Annotated in this window: 30 protein-coding genes and 1 pseudogene; 11 read left to right on the forward strand and 20 right to left on the reverse strand. The window is 57.8% G+C overall.

Translation table 11 applies throughout. From position 1 onward, the window contains the following. Positions 1–155 precede the first annotated feature (155 nt). From EYE42_RS14785 to EYE42_RS14820, 8 genes are all read right to left on the reverse strand, one after another. Positions 156–380 (reverse strand): hypothetical protein, encoded by a 225-nt coding sequence (locus EYE42_RS14785; protein WP_130992089.1) that lies wholly within the window; start codon positions 378–380, stop codon positions 156–158. Next, positions 373–2,751: a VirB4 family type IV secretion system protein gene (locus EYE42_RS14790; protein WP_130992090.1), complete on the reverse strand. Its 2,379-nt coding sequence runs from the start codon at positions 2,749–2,751 to the stop codon at positions 373–375. The genes EYE42_RS14785 and EYE42_RS14790 overlap by 8 nt, the downstream gene beginning before the upstream one ends. Then, entirely contained in the window at positions 2,741–3,019 is a 279-nt protein-coding gene (locus EYE42_RS14795; protein WP_130992091.1) for a VirB3 family type IV secretion system protein, read from the reverse strand. Before EYE42_RS14795 ends, EYE42_RS14790 begins: the two co-directional genes overlap by 11 nt. Positions 3,020–3,023: 4 nt before the next feature. Next, positions 3,024–3,341 carry a TrbC/VirB2 family protein gene (locus EYE42_RS14800; RefSeq protein ID WP_130992092.1) on the reverse strand — a complete coding sequence of 106 codons (318 nt, stop codon included), beginning with the start codon at positions 3,339–3,341 and terminating at the stop codon, positions 3,024–3,026. Further along, positions 3,338–3,958, reverse strand: a complete 621-nt coding sequence (locus EYE42_RS14805) for a lytic transglycosylase domain-containing protein (RefSeq protein ID WP_130992093.1) — start codon at positions 3,956–3,958, stop codon at positions 3,338–3,340. The genes EYE42_RS14800 and EYE42_RS14805 overlap by 4 nt, the downstream gene beginning before the upstream one ends. A gap of 25 nt (positions 3,959–3,983) precedes the next feature. Beyond that, complete coding sequence (locus EYE42_RS14810) at positions 3,984–4,325, reverse strand: hypothetical protein (protein WP_130992094.1); 342 nt, start codon at positions 4,323–4,325, stop codon at positions 3,984–3,986. A 169-nt stretch (positions 4,326–4,494) separates the two neighbouring features. Then, the gene (locus tag EYE42_RS14815) at positions 4,495–5,124 is read right to left on the reverse strand and encodes an acyl-homoserine-lactone synthase (RefSeq protein ID WP_130992095.1); all 630 of its coding nucleotides are present in this window, start codon (positions 5,122–5,124) and stop codon (positions 4,495–4,497) included. Beyond that, positions 5,090–5,404: a hypothetical protein gene (locus tag EYE42_RS14820; protein WP_130992096.1), complete on the reverse strand. Its 315-nt coding sequence runs from the start codon at positions 5,402–5,404 to the stop codon at positions 5,090–5,092. Before EYE42_RS14820 ends, EYE42_RS14815 begins: the two co-directional genes overlap by 35 nt. Before the next feature lie 66 nt (positions 5,405–5,470). Between EYE42_RS14820 and EYE42_RS14825 the strand changes: the two genes are divergently transcribed. From EYE42_RS14825 to EYE42_RS14840, 4 genes are all read left to right on the forward strand, one after another. Further along, positions 5,471–6,091, forward strand: a complete 621-nt coding sequence (locus EYE42_RS14825; protein WP_130992097.1) for a helix-turn-helix transcriptional regulator — start codon at positions 5,471–5,473, stop codon at positions 6,089–6,091. Positions 6,092–6,443: 352 nt separating this feature from the next. Next, positions 6,444–6,722 (forward strand): hypothetical protein, encoded by a 279-nt coding sequence (locus tag EYE42_RS14830; protein WP_130992098.1) that lies wholly within the window; start codon positions 6,444–6,446, stop codon positions 6,720–6,722. Positions 6,723–6,801: 79 nt separating this feature from the next. Further along, positions 6,802–7,368, forward strand: coding sequence for a hypothetical protein (locus EYE42_RS16440; RefSeq protein ID WP_246020838.1), 567 nt, complete (start codon positions 6,802–6,804; stop codon positions 7,366–7,368). Between the two features lie 312 nt (positions 7,369–7,680). After that, positions 7,681–8,430, forward strand: coding sequence for a helix-turn-helix domain-containing protein (locus tag EYE42_RS14840; protein ID WP_211657956.1), 750 nt, complete (start codon positions 7,681–7,683; stop codon positions 8,428–8,430). A gap of 528 nt (positions 8,431–8,958) precedes the next feature. Here EYE42_RS14840 and lspA read toward each other — a convergent pair. Together lspA and EYE42_RS14850 are read right to left on the reverse strand one after the other, a co-directional pair. Further along, positions 8,959–9,453 (reverse strand): signal peptidase II, encoded by a 495-nt coding sequence (gene lspA, locus EYE42_RS14845; RefSeq protein ID WP_130992099.1) that lies wholly within the window; start codon positions 9,451–9,453, stop codon positions 8,959–8,961. Further along, entirely contained in the window at positions 9,450–10,319 is an 870-nt protein-coding gene (locus EYE42_RS14850) for a cation efflux transmembrane domain-containing protein (protein WP_246020839.1), read from the reverse strand. Before EYE42_RS14850 ends, lspA begins: the two co-directional genes overlap by 4 nt. 69 nt (positions 10,320–10,388) lie before the next feature. Between EYE42_RS14850 and EYE42_RS14855 the strand changes: the two genes are divergently transcribed. Beyond that, complete coding sequence (locus tag EYE42_RS14855; protein WP_119136422.1) at positions 10,389–10,775, forward strand: MerR family transcriptional regulator; 387 nt, start codon at positions 10,389–10,391, stop codon at positions 10,773–10,775. 28 nt (positions 10,776–10,803) lie between these two features. Here EYE42_RS14855 and EYE42_RS14860 read toward each other — a convergent pair whose 3' ends face one another. From EYE42_RS14860 to EYE42_RS14880, 6 genes are read right to left on the reverse strand one after another with little or no spacing between them, the layout of a single operon-like run. Continuing rightward, positions 10,804–11,214 carry a MerR family transcriptional regulator gene (locus tag EYE42_RS14860; protein WP_246020844.1) on the reverse strand — a complete coding sequence of 137 codons (411 nt, stop codon included), beginning with the start codon at positions 11,212–11,214 and terminating at the stop codon, positions 10,804–10,806. Next, positions 11,103–11,642 carry an MFS transporter gene (locus tag EYE42_RS16445; protein ID WP_246020845.1) on the reverse strand — a complete coding sequence of 180 codons (540 nt, stop codon included), beginning with the start codon at positions 11,640–11,642 and terminating at the stop codon, positions 11,103–11,105. The genes EYE42_RS14860 and EYE42_RS16445 overlap by 112 nt, the downstream gene beginning before the upstream one ends. Then, positions 11,642–12,349 carry an arsenical resistance protein ArsH gene (arsH, locus tag EYE42_RS14865; protein ID WP_130992101.1) on the reverse strand — a complete coding sequence of 236 codons (708 nt, stop codon included), beginning with the start codon at positions 12,347–12,349 and terminating at the stop codon, positions 11,642–11,644. Before arsH ends, EYE42_RS16445 begins: the two co-directional genes overlap by 1 nt. Beyond that, positions 12,346–13,422, reverse strand: coding sequence for an ACR3 family arsenite efflux transporter (arsB, locus tag EYE42_RS14870; protein ID WP_130992102.1), 1,077 nt, complete (start codon positions 13,420–13,422; stop codon positions 12,346–12,348). The genes arsH and arsB overlap by 4 nt, the downstream gene beginning before the upstream one ends. Before the next feature lie 15 nt (positions 13,423–13,437). Next, a complete protein-coding gene (gene arsC, locus EYE42_RS14875; RefSeq protein ID WP_130992103.1) occupies positions 13,438–13,863 on the reverse strand; it encodes an arsenate reductase (glutaredoxin) in 426 nt (141 codons plus the stop codon). A 2-nt stretch (positions 13,864–13,865) separates the two neighbouring features. Continuing rightward, positions 13,866–14,225, reverse strand: coding sequence for an ArsR/SmtB family transcription factor (locus tag EYE42_RS14880; RefSeq protein ID WP_130992104.1), 360 nt, complete (start codon positions 14,223–14,225; stop codon positions 13,866–13,868). A gap of 301 nt (positions 14,226–14,526) precedes the next feature. On the opposite strand from EYE42_RS14880, the gene EYE42_RS14885 reads away from it, so the two are divergent. Continuing rightward, the gene (locus tag EYE42_RS14885) at positions 14,527–15,108 is read left to right on the forward strand and encodes a recombinase family protein (RefSeq protein ID WP_130992105.1); all 582 of its coding nucleotides are present in this window, start codon (positions 14,527–14,529) and stop codon (positions 15,106–15,108) included. 237 nt (positions 15,109–15,345) lie between these two features. Here the strand turns inward: EYE42_RS14885 and EYE42_RS16060 are convergent, their stop codons facing one another. Beyond that, positions 15,346–15,735: an FUSC family protein gene (locus EYE42_RS16060; RefSeq protein ID WP_165455811.1), complete on the reverse strand. Its 390-nt coding sequence runs from the start codon at positions 15,733–15,735 to the stop codon at positions 15,346–15,348. Positions 15,736–15,888: 153 nt separating this feature from the next. Between EYE42_RS16060 and EYE42_RS16065 the strand changes: the two genes are divergently transcribed. Together EYE42_RS16065 and EYE42_RS16550 are read left to right on the forward strand one after the other, a co-directional pair. Then, positions 15,889–16,233, forward strand: coding sequence for an MliC family protein (locus tag EYE42_RS16065; protein ID WP_165455812.1), 345 nt, complete (start codon positions 15,889–15,891; stop codon positions 16,231–16,233). Between the two features lie 224 nt (positions 16,234–16,457). Continuing rightward, positions 16,458–16,565 (forward strand): annotated as a pseudogene (locus tag EYE42_RS16550) (DinB/UmuC family translesion DNA polymerase); the annotation flags it as partial. Between the two features lie 31 nt (positions 16,566–16,596). On the opposite strand, the gene EYE42_RS14905 reads toward EYE42_RS16550, so the two are convergent. Further along, complete coding sequence (locus tag EYE42_RS14905; protein ID WP_130992107.1) at positions 16,597–17,169, reverse strand: recombinase family protein; 573 nt, start codon at positions 17,167–17,169, stop codon at positions 16,597–16,599. Between the two features lie 254 nt (positions 17,170–17,423). Here EYE42_RS14905 and EYE42_RS14910 point away from each other — a divergent pair, with 254 nt between their 5' ends. The 3 genes from EYE42_RS14910 to EYE42_RS14920 all read left to right on the forward strand — a co-directional run bounded on the left by EYE42_RS14910 (position 17,424) and on the right by EYE42_RS14920 (position 20,110). After that, positions 17,424–17,672, forward strand: coding sequence for an AbrB/MazE/SpoVT family DNA-binding domain-containing protein (locus tag EYE42_RS14910; protein WP_130992108.1), 249 nt, complete (start codon positions 17,424–17,426; stop codon positions 17,670–17,672). Beyond that, complete coding sequence (locus EYE42_RS14915) at positions 17,665–18,054, forward strand: type II toxin-antitoxin system VapC family toxin (RefSeq protein ID WP_130992109.1); 390 nt, start codon at positions 17,665–17,667, stop codon at positions 18,052–18,054. Before EYE42_RS14910 ends, EYE42_RS14915 begins: the two co-directional genes overlap by 8 nt. Positions 18,055–18,991: 937 nt before the next feature. Then, the gene (locus EYE42_RS14920; RefSeq protein WP_130992110.1) at positions 18,992–20,110 is read left to right on the forward strand and encodes an ImmA/IrrE family metallo-endopeptidase; all 1,119 of its coding nucleotides are present in this window, start codon (positions 18,992–18,994) and stop codon (positions 20,108–20,110) included. On the opposite strand, the gene EYE42_RS14925 is transcribed toward EYE42_RS14920, so the two are convergent. Together EYE42_RS14925 and EYE42_RS14930 are read right to left on the reverse strand one after the other, a co-directional pair. After that, positions 20,095–21,009 (reverse strand): alpha-glutamyl/putrescinyl thymine pyrophosphorylase clade 3 protein, encoded by a 915-nt coding sequence (locus EYE42_RS14925; protein WP_130992111.1) that lies wholly within the window; start codon positions 21,007–21,009, stop codon positions 20,095–20,097. The two genes, EYE42_RS14920 and EYE42_RS14925, sit on opposite strands and share 16 nt — an antisense overlap. Before the next feature lie 35 nt (positions 21,010–21,044). After that, positions 21,045–22,085 (reverse strand): thymidylate synthase, encoded by a 1,041-nt coding sequence (locus EYE42_RS14930; protein WP_130992112.1) that lies wholly within the window; start codon positions 22,083–22,085, stop codon positions 21,045–21,047. Positions 22,086–22,129: the final 44 nt, after the last annotated feature.

Here is a 22,129-nt window from a genome sequence, read left to right on the forward strand (position 1 = left end):
CTGGGAAACCCTTTCTCAGCCTCTAGTGCCGATGTCTCTTGACCTCGCGGCCTGACCGGAGCCAACGTTACATGCTCGGAGCGCGCTGCTCGCCAATTTCCACCACATTCGCGACACGACCCACCGCTGCCGCCAACGGCCAAGGAAACAGCCGGTCAGGGCTGCGCATAAGGACCGTCCTCGACCGCGTTTTCATAAAAGCCGACCTTGCGAACGGCATCCTGCCGCGCCTCGCCCCACAGTTCAGGCAGGGGCCGCAGATCGCAGGTCAGATCGCCCCGCGCGGTGAAGCATTTGCTTTTGATGGGCTGTGACTGCGTGCCTGCGCAGGCCGACAGGGCAAGAGAGCCAAGGAGCGCCAGGAGGACAGGTTTACGCATCATCAAATCCTTTCCAGAAATCAGGCCGGGTTCGGTAATCCGCCCCCACAAGAGCCTCACCGGCCTTCATGCCGCCGAGGATGGTCAGGAGCGGGCCGAGGGCTGAAAGGTCCGTGTCGATCACATGCGAGCCGTCATCGGACCGCAGGAGCGCCACGCGCGAGCCGGGGTTCACCCCCATGAGGATTTCCAGCTCTTTTTGGTTGAGGCCGAGGCCGTCATAATCGCTGACGCTGGCCTCCTTGTTCGGGAGCAGCATTTTCGTGGGCAGGGCTTGCAGCAGCGTGCGCCCATGCGCCGAGGCGTTCAGTTGGTGCGCAAACTGCGTCATCATCACGACAACGGTGTTCTGCTTTCGCGCCGTGACGAGCCAGTTCTCGATACGGCCCGCGAAATAGCTGTTGTCGAGAGCCTTCCACGCTTCATCAATGATGATGATCGTCGGGCGCTTGTCCTCGATCTTCCGCTCGATGCGGCGGAAGATGTAGGACAGGACCGCCATGCGGGCCTTCTGGTTGTCGGTGTCCAGAATGTCGGTCAGGTCAAAGCCGACAAACTGACCGTCGAGGGAAAAGCTGTCCTCGACCTCCTGACCGAAGATCCAGCCAAAGCGGTGTCCGGCGGTCCATTCGTTCATCCTGTCGGCAAGTGCGCCCCCGTCATGGGTGGCACCCACCAGTTGGGCAAACTGGCTCCAGGTCCGCAGCCGCGGATTGCGCACCTCTGCGTTCTGGCGCACGGCATGACGCACGGCGCGGGACTGTTCAGGCTGAAGGGGGCTGTGCCCGCTTTCCATCAGGTGAATGAGCCAGTCGCTCAGCCATTCCTGCCCGGCTGTATCGGTTTCCGTCCAAAGCGGGTTGAGGCCCGTGCGTTCGCCCGCCTTCAGTTCGGAATAGGTGCCGCCGAGGGCGCGCACGGCCATTTCCATGCCCCGGCGATAGTCGAAGACAAAGACCCGAGCGCCGACCCGCTGCGCCTGTGCCGCCAGGAACGCTGCCTGCACCGATTTGCCCGATCCCATGCGGCCGAGGATCAGCGTATGGCCGTTGGAGGGTTCTTTCTGCGGATCGCCTTCCTCGTGGAAGTTGAAGCGATAGGCGCTGCGCGTGATGGTTGGAAACCATGTGATGTTGGTGCCCCAGGGCACCCGAGAGCCGGGCTTGCCCATGGCGGCGCGATGCAGCGCGGCCATGTCGGCAAACTGTTCGTTGGTGATTGCGCCTTCCCGGATGCGGTAGGCCCGGTTGCAGGGATGCTGGCCAAAATAGACCGTCCGCGCGGTATAGCCTTGCGAAACCAGCTTCACGCCCGCCGTGACGGCGATGTTGCGGATCATCGAACTGATGCGGCCAAGCTCTTCTTCGCTGTCGGCATAAACCGCGACCGCCATCTGATGCTGCCCGAAGGTGATCTCTCCCGAGGCCAGCCGGTTCTGGCCGTTCTGCAGGGCAAGGATCAGGTTTTCGGCCTTGTCGTTGATCGCGTCACGGCGGCGCAATTCGCGGGCGACCCGCTCTTCCATGACGCTGTTGTTGACCGGCACGAAGTAGTTGGAGACCACCATATCAACCGGCAGGTCCAGTTCATCGAACATGGTGACGAAGGACTCGCGGGGATATTCCTTGATCGAATAGATGGTGCCGACCCGATCCGGCAGGCTGCCGCCGCTCAGATAGATCTTGTCGCCCTTGAAGGTGACGCGGGTGTTCGAGACGGTTTCCGCAATCGTGCGGTCGAGGGCCGTGTGAAAGGTCGGAACCTCTATGCCCGTGTTGATGCTTTCGAGAAAGCCGAGCAGTTCACCGCTTTCGGCCGTCAGCACACGCGGCTCCATGCCGGACAGGGCCGAGCAGAGAAACGAGACAACCTCGCTCAGTTGCGCCACCTGGGCGCTGATCTGGCCCGCCAGAAGCGCACGGGATTTCTGGATGCTGAACGGGATCTTCGAGAGCACGTCCGGCCGCTTGATGACCGTGATCGTGATCGTGTGTTCGCGCAGGTTCGCGCGGCCCATGTAGCCTTGCCAACGCCGGTCGATCTGCGCCGCCATGCTGTCGCCCGTCACAGGCGGTAGGCTGGTGTCGATGCGCCGCGATACCTTGTGGACCGTGTAGGCGAACTTGTCGCCGGTCTGGGCGATGATGCTGGCAAAAATGTCCTTGGCGCGATCCAGCAGCTCATCGGCCACGGTCAGGCTGTTCAACCCACTGACCCGGATGCACTGGAAAAACTCGTTGCCCTTGGTGCGGATGGTTCGATCATCGACCAGAGACACATAGGGCAGCATGGAGGCCACCGACTGTTCCTTGCGCACCCATGAAGGCAGCACGTCGAGGGCGGCAGGCCCGATCCGAGGATTATGGTTCATAGCTGTCGGCACCCCAGAGGTCTTTGTTTCTGGTCCGGCGGGTCTGACGGCTGACGACAGTGACCACATCGAAGAAATGAGGGTCCCATTCCGCCGCCAGCCAGAAGGCCGGATAGGCAAGGGCCGAGAGCAGAAGCGTCCAGAAGCTCTCGGCCCACACAAAGGCCAGGACGGACCCTGCCATCCAGATCACGGCATAGAACATCGGCAAGCCCATGAGGCGAGGCGGGCGGATGAGACCGAGGAAAAGCAGGGACCGTCTGACCATGGGATCAGGCGCCCCACATGGTGTTCACGATGGTTGCCGCGCCGGCGACGATGGCGATACCCGCCACGACATAGATAACGGTGCGGAAATCGACATAACCCATCAGCCAGGCCGCACCGATGCCGATCACGGCAAGCGTTGCCATGGCCTTGCCGAGCGGCCCGGTCAGGGTGTTTGCGATGCCGGTCAGGATATTGGTGATCGGGCTCAGGTTGATCGTGCCTGCCGCCAGTGCGGGCGAGGTCATCAACATGAAAAGGCCGACCGCCAGGAGCGCGCAAAGCGCCAGATTATAGGCCGAGATCGGCATGGTGTTGTTCATAGGGTGTCTCCGTTCAGTCGGGAAAAAACGGCCATGACCTTGCGGACGTGACCAATGGTTTCGCGGTAAGGGGGGATACCGCCGTGGCGCGAAACGGCCTCGGGACCAGCGTTGTAGCCAGCCAGAGCCAGCTCCTTCGTCCCGAAGCGATCGAGAAGAAGAAGCAGGTATCGGGCAGAACCATCGAGGTTCTGGTGCATGTCGTGGGGGTTTACGCCGAGCGTCGCCGCTGTTGCGGGCATGAGTTGCCCAAGACCGATAGCACCCACATGGCTGCGAGCTTTCGGATTGTAGGCACTCTCGATCTCAATATTGGCGCGGTAGAAGTTTCGCCATTCCGTGACGGACATGCCAGCTTTGCGCAAAGCAGCATGACCGCCGTAGCGCATCGCTGTTTGATCAATGGCACTGAGGACTTCTGGCCTTGCCGCGACTGCCCGTGGCGCTCGAAAACTGGGTTCCGGCTGGGCCAGGAAAGACATTGAGTTGTCTGGAAGCGAAGCCTGACGTTCGGCTTCCCTGATTATCGGTTGCCCACCGGAGCCATAGTGGCGGGCAAAACCGTTACTTTGTTCTCTGTATTGGAAGGTTCCATCGGACCCTGGCACAAGCACCATGCCATTTCCGAGGCAGGCATTTGCGCTAAGTGTCAGACCTCCAATCAGCAGAATAGCTGCCGTCCTTGAAGAGTTCAAACGCTTGTCCCTTTTCCTTAGGTATTATTATTCCGGGGAAGCCCCAAGATATTATTTTTGAAGCAACGCCCGACACTGTGAGCGATGTTTCTGCCTTGTTTCTTACTTTGTAGACCACTAACCGCCGTGATTTTTTATCAGCCGATACGACTTCAAAAATCCACTTGCCTACGACTGCCGTTCCTTTTCTCGAAACACTTTCGAGGCAAATAACGATAACTGATCCGCCCTCGTTTACGACTTGCGCAACATCCTCGCTGAGTATCACTGGAGGTATGACTTGACTCATTGTTGGCTCCTGCTCGTTGACAGGTGCCTTAATGCACTATGTTGGGTTGCTCGCACTAGCTGGTTTCACCTAGATCAACACATGTCTAACAATTCATTTATTGTTAGTCAACAATAAATGAATTGTTTGCGAAGATCATTTTTGTTTGCGCCAGCTTGCGCGGCTAGGGCTACTCCAGCTTGCGCACAGGGCACTCGAAGACCTGGAAGGCTCCGTCGTCGTTGCCGGTTACAGGGCCGAGTTGCTTGACCGGCCAGTTCAGCGAGTTGGCCATACGCTTGAACGCTGGCGACCCTAGAAAGAGCACCGTCTCAGCGCCTTCTTCGCTTAGGAACTCGTTGACCTTCGCCAGGATCATCCGCGAGATTTCACGTGGCCCCTTCACCACCATACGGGTGATCTCCCACATGGAGGTGTCCATCGAAGGAACCTCATAGCAAAGGTTGTCCGGTAGACCGGGAAGGATACCCAGGCACGCATCCCTGATCATGTAGCTGTATTGCAGTTGACCTTTGCCGCTGACCTGGTTGGCACGACGCAGCCGAGCACCCCCGACTGTCACACCGTTAAGAGTGGCAATGACATAGACAGTATCGAAGCTGTCATACTGTTCGAACTCAAGCTCTTCAGCGTGAAAGAGAGGCCACTCCAAGCGGTCCACGAAGACCTCTTTGCGTAGCTTCAAATACTCATTCACCAAGTGCCAGCGATCCAGATTGCTGGGGCAGCGGACAACCTCAACATGGTAGCCGCTTTGCGCAGCTTCACTGAACTTTTGTTTTGCCTGCATCATCATCATTGCCACCTACTTCAAACACTTGTGTCGAACCTATAAACAAACGAATGCCATGGGGGGTCACGGCCCAGACACCGGCATTGGAGAATTTGACAGTAATTTCCTGGCCTTCGGTGAGGTGCGAAAACATCGTGAGCAGGTTTTGAGCCATATCTACTGTGAAGTTTGCCTCCGCAGAGATAGTCACCGCTTTCGGGCGCACTCTGTCCTCAATGCTCTTCATCGTTGTCCGGGCCTTCTGCCGTTCTCTTGCTTGGCTGGCATAGAGGAAGATTTTTGGCATTGACACTCACCTGTCTTTTTAGACAGGAGATAAGGACACTTTCACGAAAAGGCTTGACATTCCGCTATGCTTGAGATCGCGATCCCCAACCACGAAGCTGAGCTTCAACAGCTTGAAGCCATTGGTTTGTCAGGTTATTTTCTTGGCTTCGGACTGCGCTTCGGCCAGCCGGACTTCTTCATGAACAAGTATCCGGACGCGTGGACCAAGGAATACGAGACCGAGAACTACTTCTTCGGAGATCCCGTGGCTGTCTGGACGATCACGCGTGAGGGGATGGTCCGGTGGTCGCAGGTGAAGTTGCCCGACATGCGGAAGATCATGGTTCGGGCCAAGGCACACGGCCTGAAGTATGGAGCTACATTTGTCGTCAAGATAGGATCGAAACGATCATTCTTGTCTATCGCACGGCCTGATCGTGAACTGACAGATGAAGAGATGACGCTGCTCATGTCTAAGGTGAAGATGTGGGCTCAGCTCTTTACGCGGTCGCGGGTTGCCTTGACTGATCAAGAACTAGAGACGTTGAGACTGATGCACAGCGGGTTGCGGCAGAGTGAAGCTGCAGAATTAATGAGTATCAGTGTCTCAGGTTTGAAGGCCCGACTTGATAGTGCGCAAAAGAAGCTGGGTGCCCGGAATACCACCAGTGCTGTCAGCACGGCAGTGAGAATGAACCTGATCTAATAATCAATTATGTTAATCAATAAATAATCAATGCCGCGGTCATGCGGCATTGACTATTTTGGCGCACCTTCTATTTATTTTTTCTTATTACAAAATCATGTATTCGGCGGGGCCGTATCAACCTGTTGATCGGCGCTAGGCTTGGTTAACAGAGAAAGTCAAGGGCAATCGTCTTATTGGCTAAATCTTCTGTCTATTTAGCCACTGGCCTTTAACTTCCAAAACTTCACCCTCAGAACTGGCGCAAATAACTTCTACTGCGTCAAAGAACCATGACCTTCTCTCTTGCACATCTACAGTTGGAGTCGGTCACACCTGGGCGGGCTTTGTCGCACTGCTGGAAGGCAGGTGCATGATCGGTCCACTTGCTGTCATAGCCTTGGTTCAGGTGGCTTCATCAGGACCATACATCCCTGCGCCTCAAGTTCTGCATCTGTGCGTCCCTCCCGCTGATCCCATAGAGGATCAAGCTACTCTGGAGCGGCACGGAATAGAAGAAAGAGAAGAATACATACGATATTTCAATGATTTAAACGCTTATCTCCTTTGCCTGCAGAAGTCCCAGACCGACATCATCCAACAGTCGAATGTCTGGCACGAGCGATACAAAGAAAAATTCCTGAGCGAATAAAGATGAAATCTTTAAATAATTCATTTATGTTGTATGTTGAGACCTACACGTGCTACTGGCCGTCAACAAGGAGGTTCAGATGAAGGTTAAGACCCTCGGTGCTGCCGCATGTGTAGCAACCGCCTTCAGCTTTGCATCGCCTGCTGCCGCCTACCCCATCGACTGCGCAATCCTTCTATGTCTGGCAGGCGGTTTTCCGGCCTCGGCAGAGTGCAGCGCGGCAAAGGCCGAACTAATCCGCCGCATCACACCCTGGCCGGTTGAGCCGCCCCTGCAACTGTGGCGATGCCCCATGGGCGGTCACAGTGTAAGCCTGCCAGGTGGAGGTGGTTCTGACAGCATACCGCCCGAGGTTGCCAAATATCGTGATGCCATCGAACTCTGGCAGCTTTCCAAACATGTGACGAGCGGTAGCGGAGGACGAGACGTTTACACCAGCACGGTTCGCTACGGATATGCGCCTTCGTCTGGTGAGTGGGTCCGATTTCCTTCCAACGACAATGCCTTGCCTGAATGGCTGGATGACACGATCAGGCAGCGGACGGGCAAAGGGTTTCAGGACGAGTATGGCCGAGGCTTCAGGAGCATCGTGGTTCGGATGCAGGACTACACGGGCGCATCCATGACGGAATGGGTGAGCTACTGATGAATCACCGCCGAGGTCTACACAAAGAATTGCCGCTAAGCCCTTGCTGGCGTAGGCTGTTCGGCAAAATACCCAAAACGGGAGGGACGAGCGGAATCGGATAAACCACCAGCCCAAAAGGAAACCCCCCGCGCGGGGGTCCGCACGAGGGGGCTTGGTAGCATAACACAGGTTTGGCGACCTGATTAGCAGCGGATTACACCTGCTATAGTTAGCTGCCTACTCCCGGAAATCAAGAGCAAAAAGCGCATCTGTGCGAACGGATGAGGCTTGCCTGCGGACACCGCGCTTCTTGTGACACAGGAGCAGCACTTGACGACTGTAGCAGCCGCAGCAGGCGGCGATTTTTTCAAGCGCCTTGGCGTTCTGGCCCAGGCTTGCACCGGCGCGCGCGCCCAAGGCAGGACGCGCTTGCACCGCAACTCTCACCGAGCGGGAACCTGCGAAGGCACGTTCTGGCGCAGCACCACCCGGCAGGAGGTGCAGAGGATCATCAGGGCCGCGCAGCGATACGAGCTGCACGGCCGCAAGCCCGGGAGACGCAACGGACCCTTGGGCAGCATCGCCTTGGAGATCCTGGCGCTGTTCGGGAACCTGGTCAGCTTCAAGACCGGCCGCCTAGACCCGTCCCTTGACTGGATCATGGACAAGCTGAAGCGGTCGAGGGACGCTGTTGTTCGCGCCTTGAAGGCACTACGCGACCATGGCTTTCTGGACTGGCTGCGCCGGTTCGAGCCAACCCCGAATGAAGGCCGCGGCCCCCAGGTTCGGCAGGTCAGCAATGCGTATCGTCTTTTCGCACCCAAGCGTGCCCTGGCGCTTCTTGGTCGCTGGTCCGGCCGTCCTTCCTTGCCGGATGATGATGATCTCGCACGGGCTGACAGGAAGGCCGTCGAGGCCGAGCATGTGGCATCGCTCGATCTAGGTAGCTTCGCTAGTTTCCAATGTGGTGACACGCCTCTCGGGAGGGCACTGGCACAGATGGGCCAAGCACTGGACTTACGCGAGTCTGCCAAGCGGACTGAATCCCAGTCTACCTCTTATTCTTATATCCCGATGTAGAACGAAGGCGTGACACAGATGCACTCAGACTGATCCGTCAGCTTTGACGGCACCCAAGCATGGCTATGAACATAGCCTGTGGAAGCCGCACGGCACATTAGAACTGTCGCACAAGCTGAACCATCCCAATGAAGATGGTGTTATAATAATTGGGCAAATCATTGATAGTAAACGATTATTGTTCCATAAATCCGATTATCGACTTACCAGGCTGCCTGCAGCAGCGCCGCGGCATGACACACGCCTTTCAGCGAGGCTAACTCAACTTGATGGGAATCCTGATCAGTCTGAGCGAACGGCGACACATGGAGCAAGCGCTGTGATTACCCCTCTTGCATTGCTACTGCTGATGATCTTTGCGGCCCGGACCAAAGCTCAGACGCTTGTCTACGTTCCCCTGAGGAGCATGAGTCTATTCCGCAGCACTGGTAGACTGCATATGATGGAACATCTTCCTAGCCGACGTCCCGCATAAGCGCACGAATGGGAGTTGGAGCGGGCCGCACGGCGAGAGCATTAAGGCCACGATTACGTGGTTTTAGATGAGTTCCTCACGGCAACGTTGCTTTGCTTCCGGCTGAATTGGCAGAAGACCAGCAAGATAGCCCCGGCCGTGATCCATACATCTGCAAGGTTGAACACAAAAGGGTGCCATGCCCCGAAGTGCAGATCGAGATAGTCGGTCACTGTTCCATACACTGCACGGTCAATGACATTGGCAAGCGCCCCTGCCACGATGGAAGAGGCAGCGATACGTTCCAAGCCTTGCGATCTAAAAGCCCAGAGCCCGAAACTTGCTGTTAATGCGGCCGTAGCAAGCAGCAGCGTGAGCCGTGCAATCTCACCCTCGAATGAAAGCAGGCTGAACGAAACCCCATGATTGAAGGTCAGACGCAGCGCGACAAAGGGCAGAAATTCGGTTGCTGCGCCATAGGGTTCGAGGGAGGCGCGCGCCCATAGCTTTGCTGCAAGATCGAGCGCAGCTCCAAAGGCGATGATGAGTATAGGCCAAGCCATTTTCATGCACGGCCCGCCTGTTTGAGGTCGGAACGCGCATCTCGGATGATCGACCACGCCGATTGCAGGAACAGGCCCGCCACGGCGAACGCCACCAGAAGATCAGGCCAGGGCGAGCCGAGCGCCCAGACGAGGACGGCCGCGACGACCACAGCAAGATTGCCAATCGCATCGTTGCGCGAGAACAGCCAGACAGCGCGCATATTGGCATCCCCTTTGCGGTGCGGCAGCAGCACCAGGGCTGCAGCCACATTGACGATGAAGGCTACGACCGCGAAGCTGCCCATCAGGAAGGTTTCCGGCTGATGCTCGACAAAGACGCGGTAGAGCGTCGAGCCAATTACTCCAAGCCCGAGGAGGCCCAGGAACACACCTTGCAGCAGCGCCGCCTTGGCGCGAGCTGCGAGACCCCATCCCACTGCGATAAGGCCGAGGAAGGAAATCAGGCCGTCGCCTACAAAATCGAGCGCATCCGCCTGTAGGGCCTGCGAACCCGACAGAAAGCTGCCGATAATCTCGATCACGCCATAGCCGACATTAAGCAGGACGACGATCCAGAGTGCGCGCTTGTAGGCGGGGGTAACGTGCGACAGGTCAGGGATCTTGTCGTCATCCTCATCAGCCTCCACCCCGTCCACCTTGGGCTGGCCAATGCGGTCAAGCTGATAACCCAGGCTTGTTACCACTTGCTCAACAACAGGAAGCCGTGCCTGTGGATCATCGACATTGAGCGTCATGATCTGCGAGGCAATCGACACCTTCACATCGCCCACCCCTTCAACCTTGCGGGCCGCGCCCTCGATCTTGGCGGCGCAGGACGCGCAGTCCATGCCCGTGACGTGATAGCGGATTGTGTCGGTTGCAGCGGCCATTCGTTGGTCCTCGAAACTCTAGCCTTGCCCTGCTACAACCTGTAGCGACTACAGGAGCAAGGCAAAAAGATGCAGATCGGAGATTTATCCCGGCAGGCGGGCGTGAACATCGAGACGATCCGCTATTATGAGCGCATTGGGGTTTTGCCCAAGCCTGCCCGCCAGCTGAACGGACGACGCACCTACAGCCCCGTCGATGCCGAACGCTTGGGCTTCATCCGCCATGCTCGCGAGCTTGGCTTTGATCTGCCAAGCATCCGCATCCTGCTGGCCTTGCAAGAGAGGCCGGAAGCATCATGTGAGGATGCGAGCCGTATTGCCCAAGAGCAGCTTGAGGCAGTCGAAAGCCGTATTGCCCGTCTACTTCTTTTACAGGATGAACTGGCCCGCATGGTTAGAGAATGCAAACGAGGCAAGGTATCTGAATGCCGGGTAATCGAGGCTCTAGCTACCTGAGAATGATAGTCAATCAAGCATACGCCTCTCAGACTTCTCCGTGATGTGCATGCAGGCAGTTCTCGTGGTTGCTCAGGACCTCGATGACCTTGCAGCCCGAGATTGTGCCCTGGGCGCATTGCGTCAGCATGCGTTCCAGTTCCTGCTGTAGGGCCTGAAGGCGCGTAATGCGGTCCTTGACCGAGACAAGCTGGCGCGTGGCGATGACATCAGCAGCAGCGCAAGACATGTCGGGCTGGTCCGAAAGACTGAGTAGTTCCCGGATGTCGTCCAGCGGAAAGCCGAGTTCACGGGAGTGGCGGATAAAGGCGAGCCGCTCCTGCTCCTTCACGCCATAGAGCCGCTGGTTGCCCGCGCTACGCTCCGCCTCGGGCAACAGACCAATCTCCTCGTAGTAGCGGATGGTGGGAACTTTGACGCCGGTACGGTGCTGGCAAATCCGCCCCACAGGCTCAGCGCGGTGATCGCGCTTCGGGCCTGGTCCTTGTAGAGGCGGCCGAGCGTGGCAAAGGCGGGATCATAGAGCCCCGCACTCATGCCGAGGCCGATGACGCACCAGCCAAGATAGAAGCCCAGGAGGTTAGGCGCCGCCGCGCAGATCAGAAGTCCAGCCGCCAGAAGCGCGCAGCCCGCCGCCAGAACAGGGCGCCCGCCATAGTCTGCGATCATGCGACCCACAAAGGGAGACGCCATTCCCGCACAGGCAAGCGCTGCCGAGACAGCTCCCACCACCCATGGCAAGGGCCAGCCGGTATCGGTGACAATCGGCTTCGCCAGCACCGCCATCAGATAATAGCTGCTGCCCCACGCCAGGATCTGGACGATGCCCAGACTTGAGACGACCGGCCAGCGGCGGGTGGCGCTCATCAGGTGGCGGCTTTCAAGCTCACTCGTGCTTCCAGCTTTGCCGCCGTTTCCTTCCGCTCGCTGTAGCGGTCGGTCAGGAAGTCTGAGAGGTCGCGGGTCAGCAGCGTGAACTTCACCAGTTCTTCCATTACGTCAACAATGCGGTCGTAGTAGCTCGACGGGCGCATCCGGCCAGCCGCATCGAACTCGTCATAAGCCTTGGCGACCGAGGACTGGTTAGGGATCGTGACCATGCGCATCCAGCGGCCGAGGACGCGCATCTGGTTCACGGCGTTGAAGCTCTGCGAGCCGCCCGAGACCTGCATCAACGCCAGGGTGCGGCCCTGGGTCGGCCGGATGGCCCCCATCGAGAGCGGGATCCAGTCGATCTGGGACTTCATCACGCCGGTCATGGCGCCGTGCCGCTCGGGACTGGTCCAGACCTGGCCTTCGGACCACAGGCACAGCTCGCGTAGCTCCTGCACCTTCGGATGCGAGGCCTCGGCATCGTCGGGCAACGGCAGACCGTTGGCGTGGAAGACACGCGTCTCGCAGCCGAAATGGCGCAGCAGGCGTTCTGCCTCCAATGTGGCGAAGCGGCTGTAGGAGCGCTGGCGCAGCGAGCCATAGAGCAGCAGGATGCGCGGCGGGTGGCCCGCGCGCGGCACCAAGGGCAGGCTCGGCTGGCGGAGGGCGTCGGGCGAGAGGTTCGGCAGGTCCGCGATCATGCACGGGCCTCATTGTGCAGGGCGGGGTCGGAAAACCAGCGGCTGCCAAGCCGCAGGGCGACATTCACCAGCAGGATCAGCACCGGCACCTCGACCAAGGGGCCGATCACGGCGGCAAAGGCCACGGGCGAGGCCAGTCCGTAGGCGGCGATGGCAACGGCAATCGCCAGTTCGAAGTTGTTGCCGGCGGCGGTGAAGGCGATGGCTGTGGTGCGCGGATAATCCCGGGCGATCAGCCGGCCCATGGCGAAGCTGACCAAGAACTGGATGGTGAAATACAGCACCAGGGGAATGGCGATCCGCACCGCATCCAGCGGCAGCCGCACCAGGTCCCCGCCCTTGAGGCTGAACATCGCGACGATGGTAAAAAGCAGCGCTACCAACGTGATCGGACTGATCTTCGGCAGGAAGACCTCCTCATACCACTCCGCGCCTTTGCGGGCGATCAGGATGCGTCGGGTCAGGAAGCCGGCCAGGAAAGGCAGGCCCAGGTAGATCAGCACGGCCTCGGTGACGGTCCAGAAGCTGACATCGATCACGCTGCCTTCCAGCCCGAACAGCGGCGGCAGGACCGTGAGGAACAGCCAGGCATAGGTCGAGAAGAACAGGATCTGGAAGATCGAGTTGAAGGCCACCAGACCGGCGACATACTGGTTGTCGCCTCGTGCCAACTGGTTCCAGACCAGCACCATGGCGATGCAGCGGGCCAGGCCGATCAGAATAAGGCCCGTCATGTATTCGGGTTGATCGCGCAGAAAGATCACCGCAAGGGCGAACATCAGCACCGGCCCGATGATCCAGTTCTGGACCAGCGACAACACCAGAACGCGCTTGTCGGCAAAGACCTGATGCAACTCCTCGTAGCGGACCTTGGCCAGTGGCGGATACATCATCAGGATCAGGCCAATGGCGATTGGAATGTTGGTCGATCCGACTGACATGGCATGCAGGGCATCCGGCAGGCCGGTGAAGATCGTCCCGAGCATGATGCCCAAGGCCATGGCCGCGAAGATCCAGAGCGTCAGGTAGCGGTCGAGAAAGGAAAGCCGGCTCGCCGGACGTGGAGAGGTCATCGCAATATCCTTTGGTCAGGCAGAGCGGGTGCGGTTGCCGTGAGCATCCACAACCTGTTCGCCGTCCTCCTTGCTGAAGGCGGCTTTCTGGGGCGGCAGCAGATCGAGCACCTGCTCCGACGGGCGGCAGAGCCGCACGCCTTCCGGGCTGACCACAACCGGGCGGTTGATCAGGATGGGATGCGCCATCATCGCATCAAGCAGCGCCTCATCGGACAGGGACGGATCGCCCAAGCCAAGCTCGGCGAAGGGCGTGCCCTTCTCGCGCAGCAGCTCGCGCGGCGCGATCCCCATGCGGGCGATCAGGCTTTCGAGCATGGCACGCGACGGCGAGCATTTCAGATACTCGATGACATGCGGCTCGATGCCGGCATTGCGGATCATCGCCAGCGTGTTGCGCGAGGTGCCGCAGTCCGGGTTATGGTAGATGATGACATCCATGCTCAGGCGCTTTCGGTCACGGTGGAGCCGCAGACACAGGACAGTGCTGCAACGGCGGGAGCGCAGATCTGGGGATGGCCCTGGCAGCAATCCTTCAGGAGGAAGCCGACAAGCCCGGCCAAGGCGGAATAAACAGCACTGTAGATGATGTAGCGCCCGTCCCGCCGAGACTGGATCAGACCGGCATGTTCGAGATGGGTTAGATGGAACGACAGGCGCGAAGTGGTCGCGCCGCCGAGAGCTTCACCAATCGCTCCTGCGGCCATGCCGTCCGGCCCGGCCTGAACCAGCAGGCGCACCACGCGCAGCCGCGTCTCTTGAGACATAGCCGCAAAGGCGGCTAGAGCTTGAGGCTCATCCATCGAATCAACTCCTCAACTAACGATGAGATATTGAGCCGATTGTCTTTGAAGGTCAAGGAGCTTCAATGCGGCCATGCAGAGAATGGCAGCTAGGTCCGGCATTGCAACATGCAGCGCTAGCTCTTCGGCTCGCCGCTCTGAACTGTTCCCGCCTGCGTCCGAAAGGGGATCGTTGAGAGAACAGCCAGCTTGCCGCTGAACAGGCCGGTTGAAGACCAGCATTTGCTGGCAGCGCGAAATCTCAGATGAATGGTCCGATATTTTTTGCAATGAAGGGGCGGCTACTGTTACAGATTAGGGCATGACACAGATTTTGATCGGCTACGCCCGCTGCTCCACCGACAAACAGGATCTTGCTGCGCAGAAGGGCATCCTTGTCAGCTTCGGAGTTGCATCCGATCGCATCTACACCGACCACGGCTTTACCGGCACGAACCGCGCCCGTCCTGGTCTCGATCAAGCGCTTGCAGCCTTGCGGGAGGGTGACACACTGGTCGTCCCGAAACTGGACCGCCTGGCGCGTTCCGTTCCCGACGCCCGCGACATAGCTGACAAGCTGGCTGTGCGCGGTATTAAGCTTCAGCTTGGCACCTCGATCCATGATCCGACCGACCCCATGGGCAAGCTGTTTTTCAATATCCTTGCGACCTTTGCCGAGTTCGAGGCCGACCTGATCCGGATGCGGACCCGCGAGGGCATGGCCGTGGCCCGCGCCAAGGGCAAGCTGCGCGGCAAGAAGCCGAAGCTGTCGGATCGCCAGCAGCAGGAGCTGCGGAGCATGTATGACACCGGGGAGTATTCCATCAGTGATCTGGCTGAGGTGTTTTCGATCTCGCGGCCGACCGTGTATCGCACCTTGGGCCGGCAGGCGGCGGCAGCGTGATGGCGGATGATCCAAAGCCCCCACGGCCACCGTCGCTCAAAAGCGAGACCCGCCAGACGAACTGGCGCCGCAGCAACCTGCCAAAGTATCAGGCTCATCTTGCCGTTCAGCGGGCGCTCATCTCAGGCACTTTGGAAAAGCAGACTTGCGAGGTCTGTGGCGCAGCCAAGGTCGATGCTCATCACGACCGATACGATGAACCCTTGAACGTGCGGTGGCTCTGCCGCAGCCACCACGTCAAGCTGCACCATTACGGTGAAGATATGTTTCCTGTCGGTCGCCTCGGAGACGGCCGATCACGAATCCCACGGAAAAAGCCGCCAGCACAGACAAAGGCGCGAGAGCAAGCACGAGCGCGAAAGCAATCGAGGCTGGATCGTCCGGCCGCAGAATAAGGGCCACGACGACACCGACGGCAGCGCCGAAGAACGATCCCGCCCCCTGCTCGAATGCCTTGCCCAATGTGCCGCCGATATTGCTCTGCGTCACGGCAATGGCGCTGATGACCGCCGAAAGCTCCACCGTCAGCCCTAATGCGTAAACCACCGAGAGCGTGGCGACGCCCGCGACAGTCATGCGAAGGGCATGGATCGCCCACCAGCCGTGACGCTTGAACAGATGCTTCATTCTTGGTGCCATTCTCTCCGATATCCCGCAACCGGCAGGATGTCACGGCTATGGGAGGAAGGGGCTTGGTCTCGCTTCAGTAGATGGATAGTAACTCGATCCGGCTGTTATAAGTTCGGGAAGAAGCGTCATTCTCTATGGAAAGGCATCCCCATGCCACGGCCCACTCTGTTCGCCACCCTCTTTGCATTTATGCCCGCCATCGCCTTTGCAAATGCGTCCCTCACCATCGCCTTCGACATGGATGACGTGATCACGGCCCGCTATGATTGCGGCGGAAACATGCCGCTGGCGGTGGTCTACGTTGCCTCCGACACCGATGCCTTGGCGTTGGTCCCTGTGGAAGGAGGTCCCCGGGTTTTTGCGCAGGTAGTAAGTGGATCGGGTGCCCGCTATGTCTCGGGTCCGTACGAATGGATCATCAAGGGGGAGGCCGGTCAGCTGATCGACACGCTGGAGGACAGGACCGTCTTCGACTGCGGACCTGCCGAACAGTAGGCGCAGAACCCGGCAGCGGGCGGATATGCATCGCTCTTTTAGACCTGCTGTCAGCTGAGGGCGAGGGCAATACCTGCAAGGGAAACGCCCGCCCCGAGACTGCGCGTTGCAAGATGGCTGACCGCGCCGACGCGACCAGCAATCCCGCCCGCGACCAATCCGACGATCATACCAACGCGATGCAAGAAGAGGGCAAGGCCGTCACCCGATCCTAAGGCACGCCCATGACGCCATTCGATGTGCTGGCGCAGGCTGTCACTGCCCACGCCACCCGCTCAGCGAAGAAGCTCCGCCAGCACGGCCTTGTCGCAAGAACGCTGACCGTGTTTTTCCACACCAACTCCCGCATCGCTGCCATTGGCTTCACCGAAATTTGGTATCTCCTTTGGTGCCTGCGGCGTCGATCGCCCGATACACCGTCATCCGGGATACGCCGAGCTCGCGGGCGATCTGGGCCTTGGACATGCCGTCTAATGCGAGGTTACGGATTTTCGCATCGTCCACCCGCTTCTCTCGCCCCTTGTAGACGCCCTTGCCCTTTGCGGCGTCGATACCGGCACGCTGACGATCACGAATGAACTTCAACTCCATGTCGGCCACCATGCCGAGAACGGTGATGACCATTCGCCCCAGGTCCCCGGCCGTGGAAATTTCGGGTTCGAGAACGCGGAGCGACGCTCCTTTGGCATCCAGCTCATGCACGAGGTTCAGCACGTCGCGTGTAGACCGGCCAAGACGGTCGAGACGATGCACGACCAGCTCGTCGCCCGCGCGCAGAAACTCCAGAACTGTTGCCAATTCGCTGCGACCGTCGCGAGATACTCCCGACCCGGTTTCGGAGCGGATGATGTCGCAGCCTGCTGCCTTCAGCCTGGCTTTCTGGATGTCGAGATCCTGGCTTGACGTGCTGACGCGGGCGTATCCAATCCGAGGCATGGGCAATCTGTCACGTTAGGGTGGTTGAGGTCCTGATGCTGTCACAAGCGCTACTATGCCACTCATTTGTGACATCCTGAGCTGTCACATCCAACTGTCACCTGAAGGTGTGCCCAAACGTGACAACGCATGATGGAACATCTGCTCAAACGGGACGTGCCCATCATTGTGGTTGTGACTTTCATATATGCGCAATACCAACTACAATCATAGGTATCAAATCAGACGAGATGACCCAAGACAGGATGCAAGCCATGACAGCCCAACGGGTCCGGATCATCGAAGGTGGCAAGCTCGTCATCCCCGCGCTCATGCGGCGTGAACTGGGGATTGCCACAGGCGACACCGTGCTTGTCGAGGTCGAGGGTGGCGAGTTGCGTGTCCGCTCGCTTCCGCAGGCCGTTGCCAGGGCTCAAGCCATATTGCGGCGCCATGTGCCCGAGGGCGTGTCACTGGCGGACGAGTTGATCGTCGACCGTCGGCGCGAGGCAGAGCGTGAGTAAGGCCGCCGTCCTGGACGCCTCGGCCCTGCTCTGCCTCCTGAATGGGGAGCCGGGCAGCGAGCGTGTTGTGCAGGCCCTGCCTTCCGCAGTGATCGGCGCCGCCAATCTTGCCGAGGTCGTGTCCAAGCTGCGCGAGCGCGGCCTGAGCGCCGAGGAGGTGGAAGACGTTCTCGGAGGCCTTCCTCTCGATGTCCGGCCTCTCACCGCTGCCCAGGCGTATGCCATTGGCCATCTTCGCCCGGCAACCCGGACCCTTGGACTGTCTCTTGGAGATCGGGCCTGTCTTGCCCTGGCGGCCGAGCTCGGCATGCCCGCCCTGACCGCGGACCAGGCTTGGGGCGGTCTGGATATCGGTGTAGCCGTCGAAGTGATTCGAGGCTGACAGGCGGTGGAATGGGACCATCGTCCTGCACCCTGCCCTTCTCGGGCCGACAGGCAGATGGAACTTCCAGATCGGAACCAAAAAAGGGTTTCCTGGACGACTGATTTCCAGACACGGTTTCCAGACAGGAAAGAATGCCATGGCGAGGCTCAGGCGCCCGCCGGCAGCCAGGTCCGGCAGAGGAGCGTTTTTCTGACAGAGAAAAGGTCAGAGTGGAATGTATTCGATGTGCATCTCGGCCCCTTGCCGCCTCTCGCATCATTGAGTGCTTCGCTCCAAACGAGCCGTTTGAGCGCGACGCAGCGACGGGGCAAGCAGCCCTCTAGCTGTCGGTCGGCAAGTCGCCCTGCTTAGACTGGAAGCCGCAGCTTGCTGAACATCGAAACACCGCTCAAGTAGGGCCGGTCGCTCAGCTGGCGGACGCTTCTATATGCATTGCCTAGTTGCCAAACCTGTGTGGCGGATGACGGGCGCCCCCGTGCCTGGCACGAGTTCGCGCGTGACTTTTGTAGCTTCGCTAGCTACAACTACTTCATGTATGATCTTTGGGAATATATTGAACGATTTAAGCCCACTAAGGCCCCATTTTGTGCAATTTTTAGGATGCTGGGTCCTTGGAACCGACATTTTCGAGCAAACTCATGAGAGACTTGGCGACAGAACCCAAGAAGGCTTACCGTCACCTTGGAAGTGAAAACGGTCAGGCATTCATCGGTTTGGTGGCGGACTTTAGAGCGGCCATCTTTGCCGGAGATGTGCCAATGGGCCCAATTTTGGTCACCAGACTCGAAGACGCTTTCGAGTTAGAGTGGTTCGTATCCTCTGATTGCACGCTGAAAACAGTGATAGTGGCGCGCGGCGCTGGGGACGAAGCATGGAAAGAATCTCATAGAATCCAGCTAGAGGCTCTAAAGATTTGTGGGGAGATATTGGCTTAATGTTTGAACCAAACTGGGCTTCCCCGCCGGGTGATACGATCTCTCGACTGGCTGCCGCAGGGCATGTATCGGTACACGATTTGGCCGAACGCATCGGGTGCGAAGAAGACGTGTTCTCTGGAATCATGGAGGGGCGAGTCGCGATTGGTGATGAAATCGCGGACGCGCTATCTGCGGAGCTTGGTGCTTCACGCCAGTTCTGGATCGAACGTTACAACCAGTTTCTTGGCGACAAAGTGCGCATTTCCAGTTCTGGACCAGCAGAAACGCTGTCCACGTGGGGGCAATCTTTTCCAGCGAAAGCGCTGCGCCAACTTGGCTGGCTGCCGAAGGGCTCTAGAGGCGAACGATTGTCCAAGGACATCCTAGACTTTTTTGGATGCGATAGCATCCGGGACTGGAATGAACGTTACTCTTCGGGAATAGGCCAAGTTGCGTTTCGAACGTCTTTCGCGTTTGAGGCTGATGAAATGGCAACTTTGGCTTGGCTGCGTGTCGGTGAGGTTCAAACCGAAAGCCTAACTCTCGCGAAGTTTTCTAAAAACAGCTTCAAAAATCGTTTGCCTGATTTGAGGAAGTTGTGCGCACAAAAGCACCCTGAGCTGTTCTTTCCAAAACTGCAGAAAGCTTGCGCCGAACTCGGCGTAGGTCTTGTTAGTTCGAAGGCTCCGACAGGTTGTCGAGCAAGCGGTGCCACTTGGATGTCAGCCAAAGGCAACCCCATTATTATGCTAAGTTTCCGTTATTTGAGTGAAGACCATTTCTGGTTCACCTTTTTTCACGAAGCTGCACACGTAGTTCTTCATGGAACTGACCATATTTCGGTAGATGGAAGCGACCCGTCACCTCTGGGAGCATCAGTATTCGAAGACGAAGCTGACACCTTCGCTCAAGACGCGCTCGTCCCGGCTGACTTGCGAAACGAGATTCTAAGCGCCATACCAACCCGTCCTCATGTACGGAGGATCGCTCGCAAAGCCGGGGTGACACCGGGCATTATTGTCGGGCAGCTTCAAAAATTTGGGGTGCTCCAACCACACCAGTTCAACGAACTAAAGCGCCGGTACAAATGGGACGGGGACACTACGCTTCCGGTCCTTTCTCAACCTCGGAAATAAACGTAGGCATCTGGGCTTTTTTGCCAGTTGCAAAGGCTATCCTCAATCACCTGCTTTCCTACTCCGAGTATTTGGTCTAATGCGTCAACGCGCGGCTCCAAGGCTTTACCGGTGATGCTGTGGTCTCGATTGTTGAAAAACAGTAGCCGTGCCCCAGCAAGTGGTCCTGTTGCCTTGTCCAAGTAGACGCTACCCGGCACAATAGGAGCAAGTTGAAGCTTGCCGAGCATGGTAACGAAGTCAAACCTGCCGAGGCGGCCTCCCCCAAAGCCATACACCCCCTTCATGGATTTATAGAGAGCATCAAAAGCCGCATGCGGCTCCTGACCGACACTTGCATGTGTCGCGATCATTAGATCACGAAAGCCGCCGAATTCAGTCTGCCACTCGTAGTAAGTGCGAAACGTCTCGGCAATTGCTTGCGGCTTCTTGCTCTGGAATTTTCGGTGGTTAGAAAAACTACCCGATATGCTGGCGTCCGCCAACCGGCCGGAATTTGCATCCAACATGTTCCCGAACCCCGCAGGATCTGCAGCATATTGTGCGAATGTCCAAACTGGTCCCACACCAAACGAACCATAGACATTTGCAGCCAGCTTCCATTCGTCCACCGCGTGTTTCCCGAAATGAGTTAGGACGAAAGTTAGCCAGACCGCCTCGTCAAGTTGTCCGTTTCGCTGAAAGTGAAGCGACCCTCGTACGGGGTCGAAAATACCAGAATGCGGATCACACCTCGCCGCGTCCACACCACGCACAATCAGCGCGTCAGTATAGGAAATTCGACGTAGGCTGGAAACGATTTGTTGCGCCCAACAGCATCTCCGCTGGGCACCCGCAATGCTGGGAAGGGGGCCAAATTGGGCGTCGATCTGCCCTATCTTTCCGACAATCTCGTTCATTCTATCTTTGTGGATACCGTTCATGTGCCGCTGCCCTAACCAACGTTCTCAAATAGATCCCTAACGGGAAATTGTTTTCTCTCTAGCCTGCCGAGAATATATATACGATAAGTCGGCGAAATACTCTTCATAATATTCACAACTCTACGTAGCTCAGGCCTCTCTGCTCTGAGGTCATCTTTGCGATTTTTCATCTCCTCAAATATTTTGTGAATTCTGAAAAGTTCAATGAAATCTCTCCAGTATGGGTCAAGGTCATCTGGAGCAACATAATCTGAGTTTCCAGACCGAATTTCCTGCTCTGCTATCTTCACTTTTTCTATGCTGGGCCATGGGTTTCCCATTGGCATTTCTGGCATTGGCGAGAAATCATGGAAGCCTTCCCTGTAGTATTCTTCGGCACCAGATGTCGAAGTGTTCGCCGGACGATCCTCACTTGCCACACAGTCATGGTATAGGTGTAGACTTGTCACAGAGTGGGTGTATTTACCCAGCCCACAGCCAAGTTCGCGTGCTGCAACCTCCTGAAGCATGGTAAACGTGAAAATGTCGTGCGGTAGGCCAAAGAACGCATCATTGGAACGCATATGAGTGTGCATCAACAACTGCCCATTCCTAACTGCAAATTGAATGGTACAGGTGCAAGGCTTGTCACCGTTCTTGGGCCTAGCATCGGAGTTGACGTAAATCTGTATCAGTGCGTTGCGCGAACCTTCTCGCTCACGCAAAGTACGGATCACCCGGTCCCACTCACTAACACCGTCACGCTTTTGTAGTGCCCCTTTTCCGAAAATTCGCGGTCCGTAGGCTCCGCTTGCAGTAACTTCGTCCTTTATTAGCTTTGGATAATTGGGGATGTAGTGTTTGATGAAGCCAACGCTATCACTACCTGCTAGATACCAGAAAAATTCGCCGAGTGGGCTGAACGCTTTGGCCTTTGAAAATGAACGACTCAGCCGCGCCCGTGGCTTTTTTAGCTCTAAGAGCGCACCAAATATCTCGGTAGTTCTGCCCTTGTTAGAGTCGACTTCAAAATTTCCGCGCCCGTTGAGAAGCTGTTTGAAAACAGCCCTCATCAGATCATCCAGGCTGTCTTCGCTCGCGTGAAACAAGTTTTCTC

This window comes from Paracoccus subflavus, from assembly GCF_004310345.1.
GTDB lineage: Bacteria > Pseudomonadota > Alphaproteobacteria > Rhodobacterales > Rhodobacteraceae > Paracoccus > Paracoccus subflavus.

Excerpts from the sequence above, each read along its gene's own strand:
- EYE42_RS14790 (WP_130992090.1), bottom strand. The coding sequence starts at position 2,751 with ATGAACCATAATCCTCGGATCGGGCCTGCCGCCCTCGACGTGCTGCCT.
- EYE42_RS16440 (WP_246020838.1), top strand. The coding sequence starts at position 6,802 with ATGAAGGTTAAGACCCTCGGTGCTGCCGCATGTGTAGCAACCGCCTTC.
- EYE42_RS14930 (WP_130992112.1), bottom strand. The coding sequence starts at position 22,085 with ATGAGGGCTGTTTTCAAACAGCTTCTCAACGGGCGCGGAAATTTTGAA.
- arsH (WP_130992101.1), bottom strand. The coding sequence starts at position 12,349 with ATGATCGCGGACCTGCCGAACCTCTCGCCCGACGCCCTCCGCCAGCCG.
- EYE42_RS14855 (WP_119136422.1), top strand. The coding sequence starts at position 10,389 with ATGCAGATCGGAGATTTATCCCGGCAGGCGGGCGTGAACATCGAGACG.
- EYE42_RS16060 (WP_165455811.1), bottom strand. The coding sequence starts at position 15,735 with ATGAAGCATCTGTTCAAGCGTCACGGCTGGTGGGCGATCCATGCCCTT.
- EYE42_RS14885 (WP_130992105.1), top strand. The coding sequence starts at position 14,527 with ATGACACAGATTTTGATCGGCTACGCCCGCTGCTCCACCGACAAACAG.
- EYE42_RS14800 (WP_130992092.1), bottom strand. The coding sequence starts at position 3,341 with ATGAACAACACCATGCCGATCTCGGCCTATAATCTGGCGCTTTGCGCG.
- EYE42_RS14805 (WP_130992093.1), bottom strand. The coding sequence starts at position 3,958 with ATGGTGCTTGTGCCAGGGTCCGATGGAACCTTCCAATACAGAGAACAA.
- EYE42_RS14910 (WP_130992108.1), top strand. The coding sequence starts at position 17,424 with ATGACAGCCCAACGGGTCCGGATCATCGAAGGTGGCAAGCTCGTCATC.
- EYE42_RS14830 (WP_130992098.1), top strand. The coding sequence starts at position 6,444 with ATGATCGGTCCACTTGCTGTCATAGCCTTGGTTCAGGTGGCTTCATCA.
- EYE42_RS14795 (WP_130992091.1), bottom strand. The coding sequence starts at position 3,019 with ATGGTCAGACGGTCCCTGCTTTTCCTCGGTCTCATCCGCCCGCCTCGC.
- EYE42_RS14920 (WP_130992110.1), top strand. The coding sequence starts at position 18,992 with ATGTTTGAACCAAACTGGGCTTCCCCGCCGGGTGATACGATCTCTCGA.
- arsC (WP_130992103.1), bottom strand. The coding sequence starts at position 13,863 with ATGGATGTCATCATCTACCATAACCCGGACTGCGGCACCTCGCGCAAC.
- EYE42_RS14785 (WP_130992089.1), bottom strand. The coding sequence starts at position 380 with ATGCGTAAACCTGTCCTCCTGGCGCTCCTTGGCTCTCTTGCCCTGTCG.
- EYE42_RS14810 (WP_130992094.1), bottom strand. The coding sequence starts at position 4,325 with ATGAGTCAAGTCATACCTCCAGTGATACTCAGCGAGGATGTTGCGCAA.
- EYE42_RS14825 (WP_130992097.1), top strand. The coding sequence starts at position 5,471 with ATGCTTGAGATCGCGATCCCCAACCACGAAGCTGAGCTTCAACAGCTT.
- EYE42_RS14925 (WP_130992111.1), bottom strand. The coding sequence starts at position 21,009 with ATGAACGAGATTGTCGGAAAGATAGGGCAGATCGACGCCCAATTTGGC.
- EYE42_RS14905 (WP_130992107.1), bottom strand. The coding sequence starts at position 17,169 with ATGCCTCGGATTGGATACGCCCGCGTCAGCACGTCAAGCCAGGATCTC.
- EYE42_RS14850 (WP_246020839.1), bottom strand. The coding sequence starts at position 10,319 with ATGGCCGCTGCAACCGACACAATCCGCTATCACGTCACGGGCATGGAC.
- EYE42_RS16065 (WP_165455812.1), top strand. The coding sequence starts at position 15,889 with ATGCCACGGCCCACTCTGTTCGCCACCCTCTTTGCATTTATGCCCGCC.
- lspA (WP_130992099.1), bottom strand. The coding sequence starts at position 9,453 with ATGAAAATGGCTTGGCCTATACTCATCATCGCCTTTGGAGCTGCGCTC.
- EYE42_RS14880 (WP_130992104.1), bottom strand. The coding sequence starts at position 14,225 with ATGGATGAGCCTCAAGCTCTAGCCGCCTTTGCGGCTATGTCTCAAGAG.
- arsB (WP_130992102.1), bottom strand. The coding sequence starts at position 13,422 with ATGACCTCTCCACGTCCGGCGAGCCGGCTTTCCTTTCTCGACCGCTAC.
- EYE42_RS14815 (WP_130992095.1), bottom strand. The coding sequence starts at position 5,124 with ATGATGATGATGCAGGCAAAACAAAAGTTCAGTGAAGCTGCGCAAAGC.
- EYE42_RS14820 (WP_130992096.1), bottom strand. The coding sequence starts at position 5,404 with ATGCCAAAAATCTTCCTCTATGCCAGCCAAGCAAGAGAACGGCAGAAG.
- EYE42_RS16445 (WP_246020845.1), bottom strand. The coding sequence starts at position 11,642 with ATGAGCGCCACCCGCCGCTGGCCGGTCGTCTCAAGTCTGGGCATCGTC.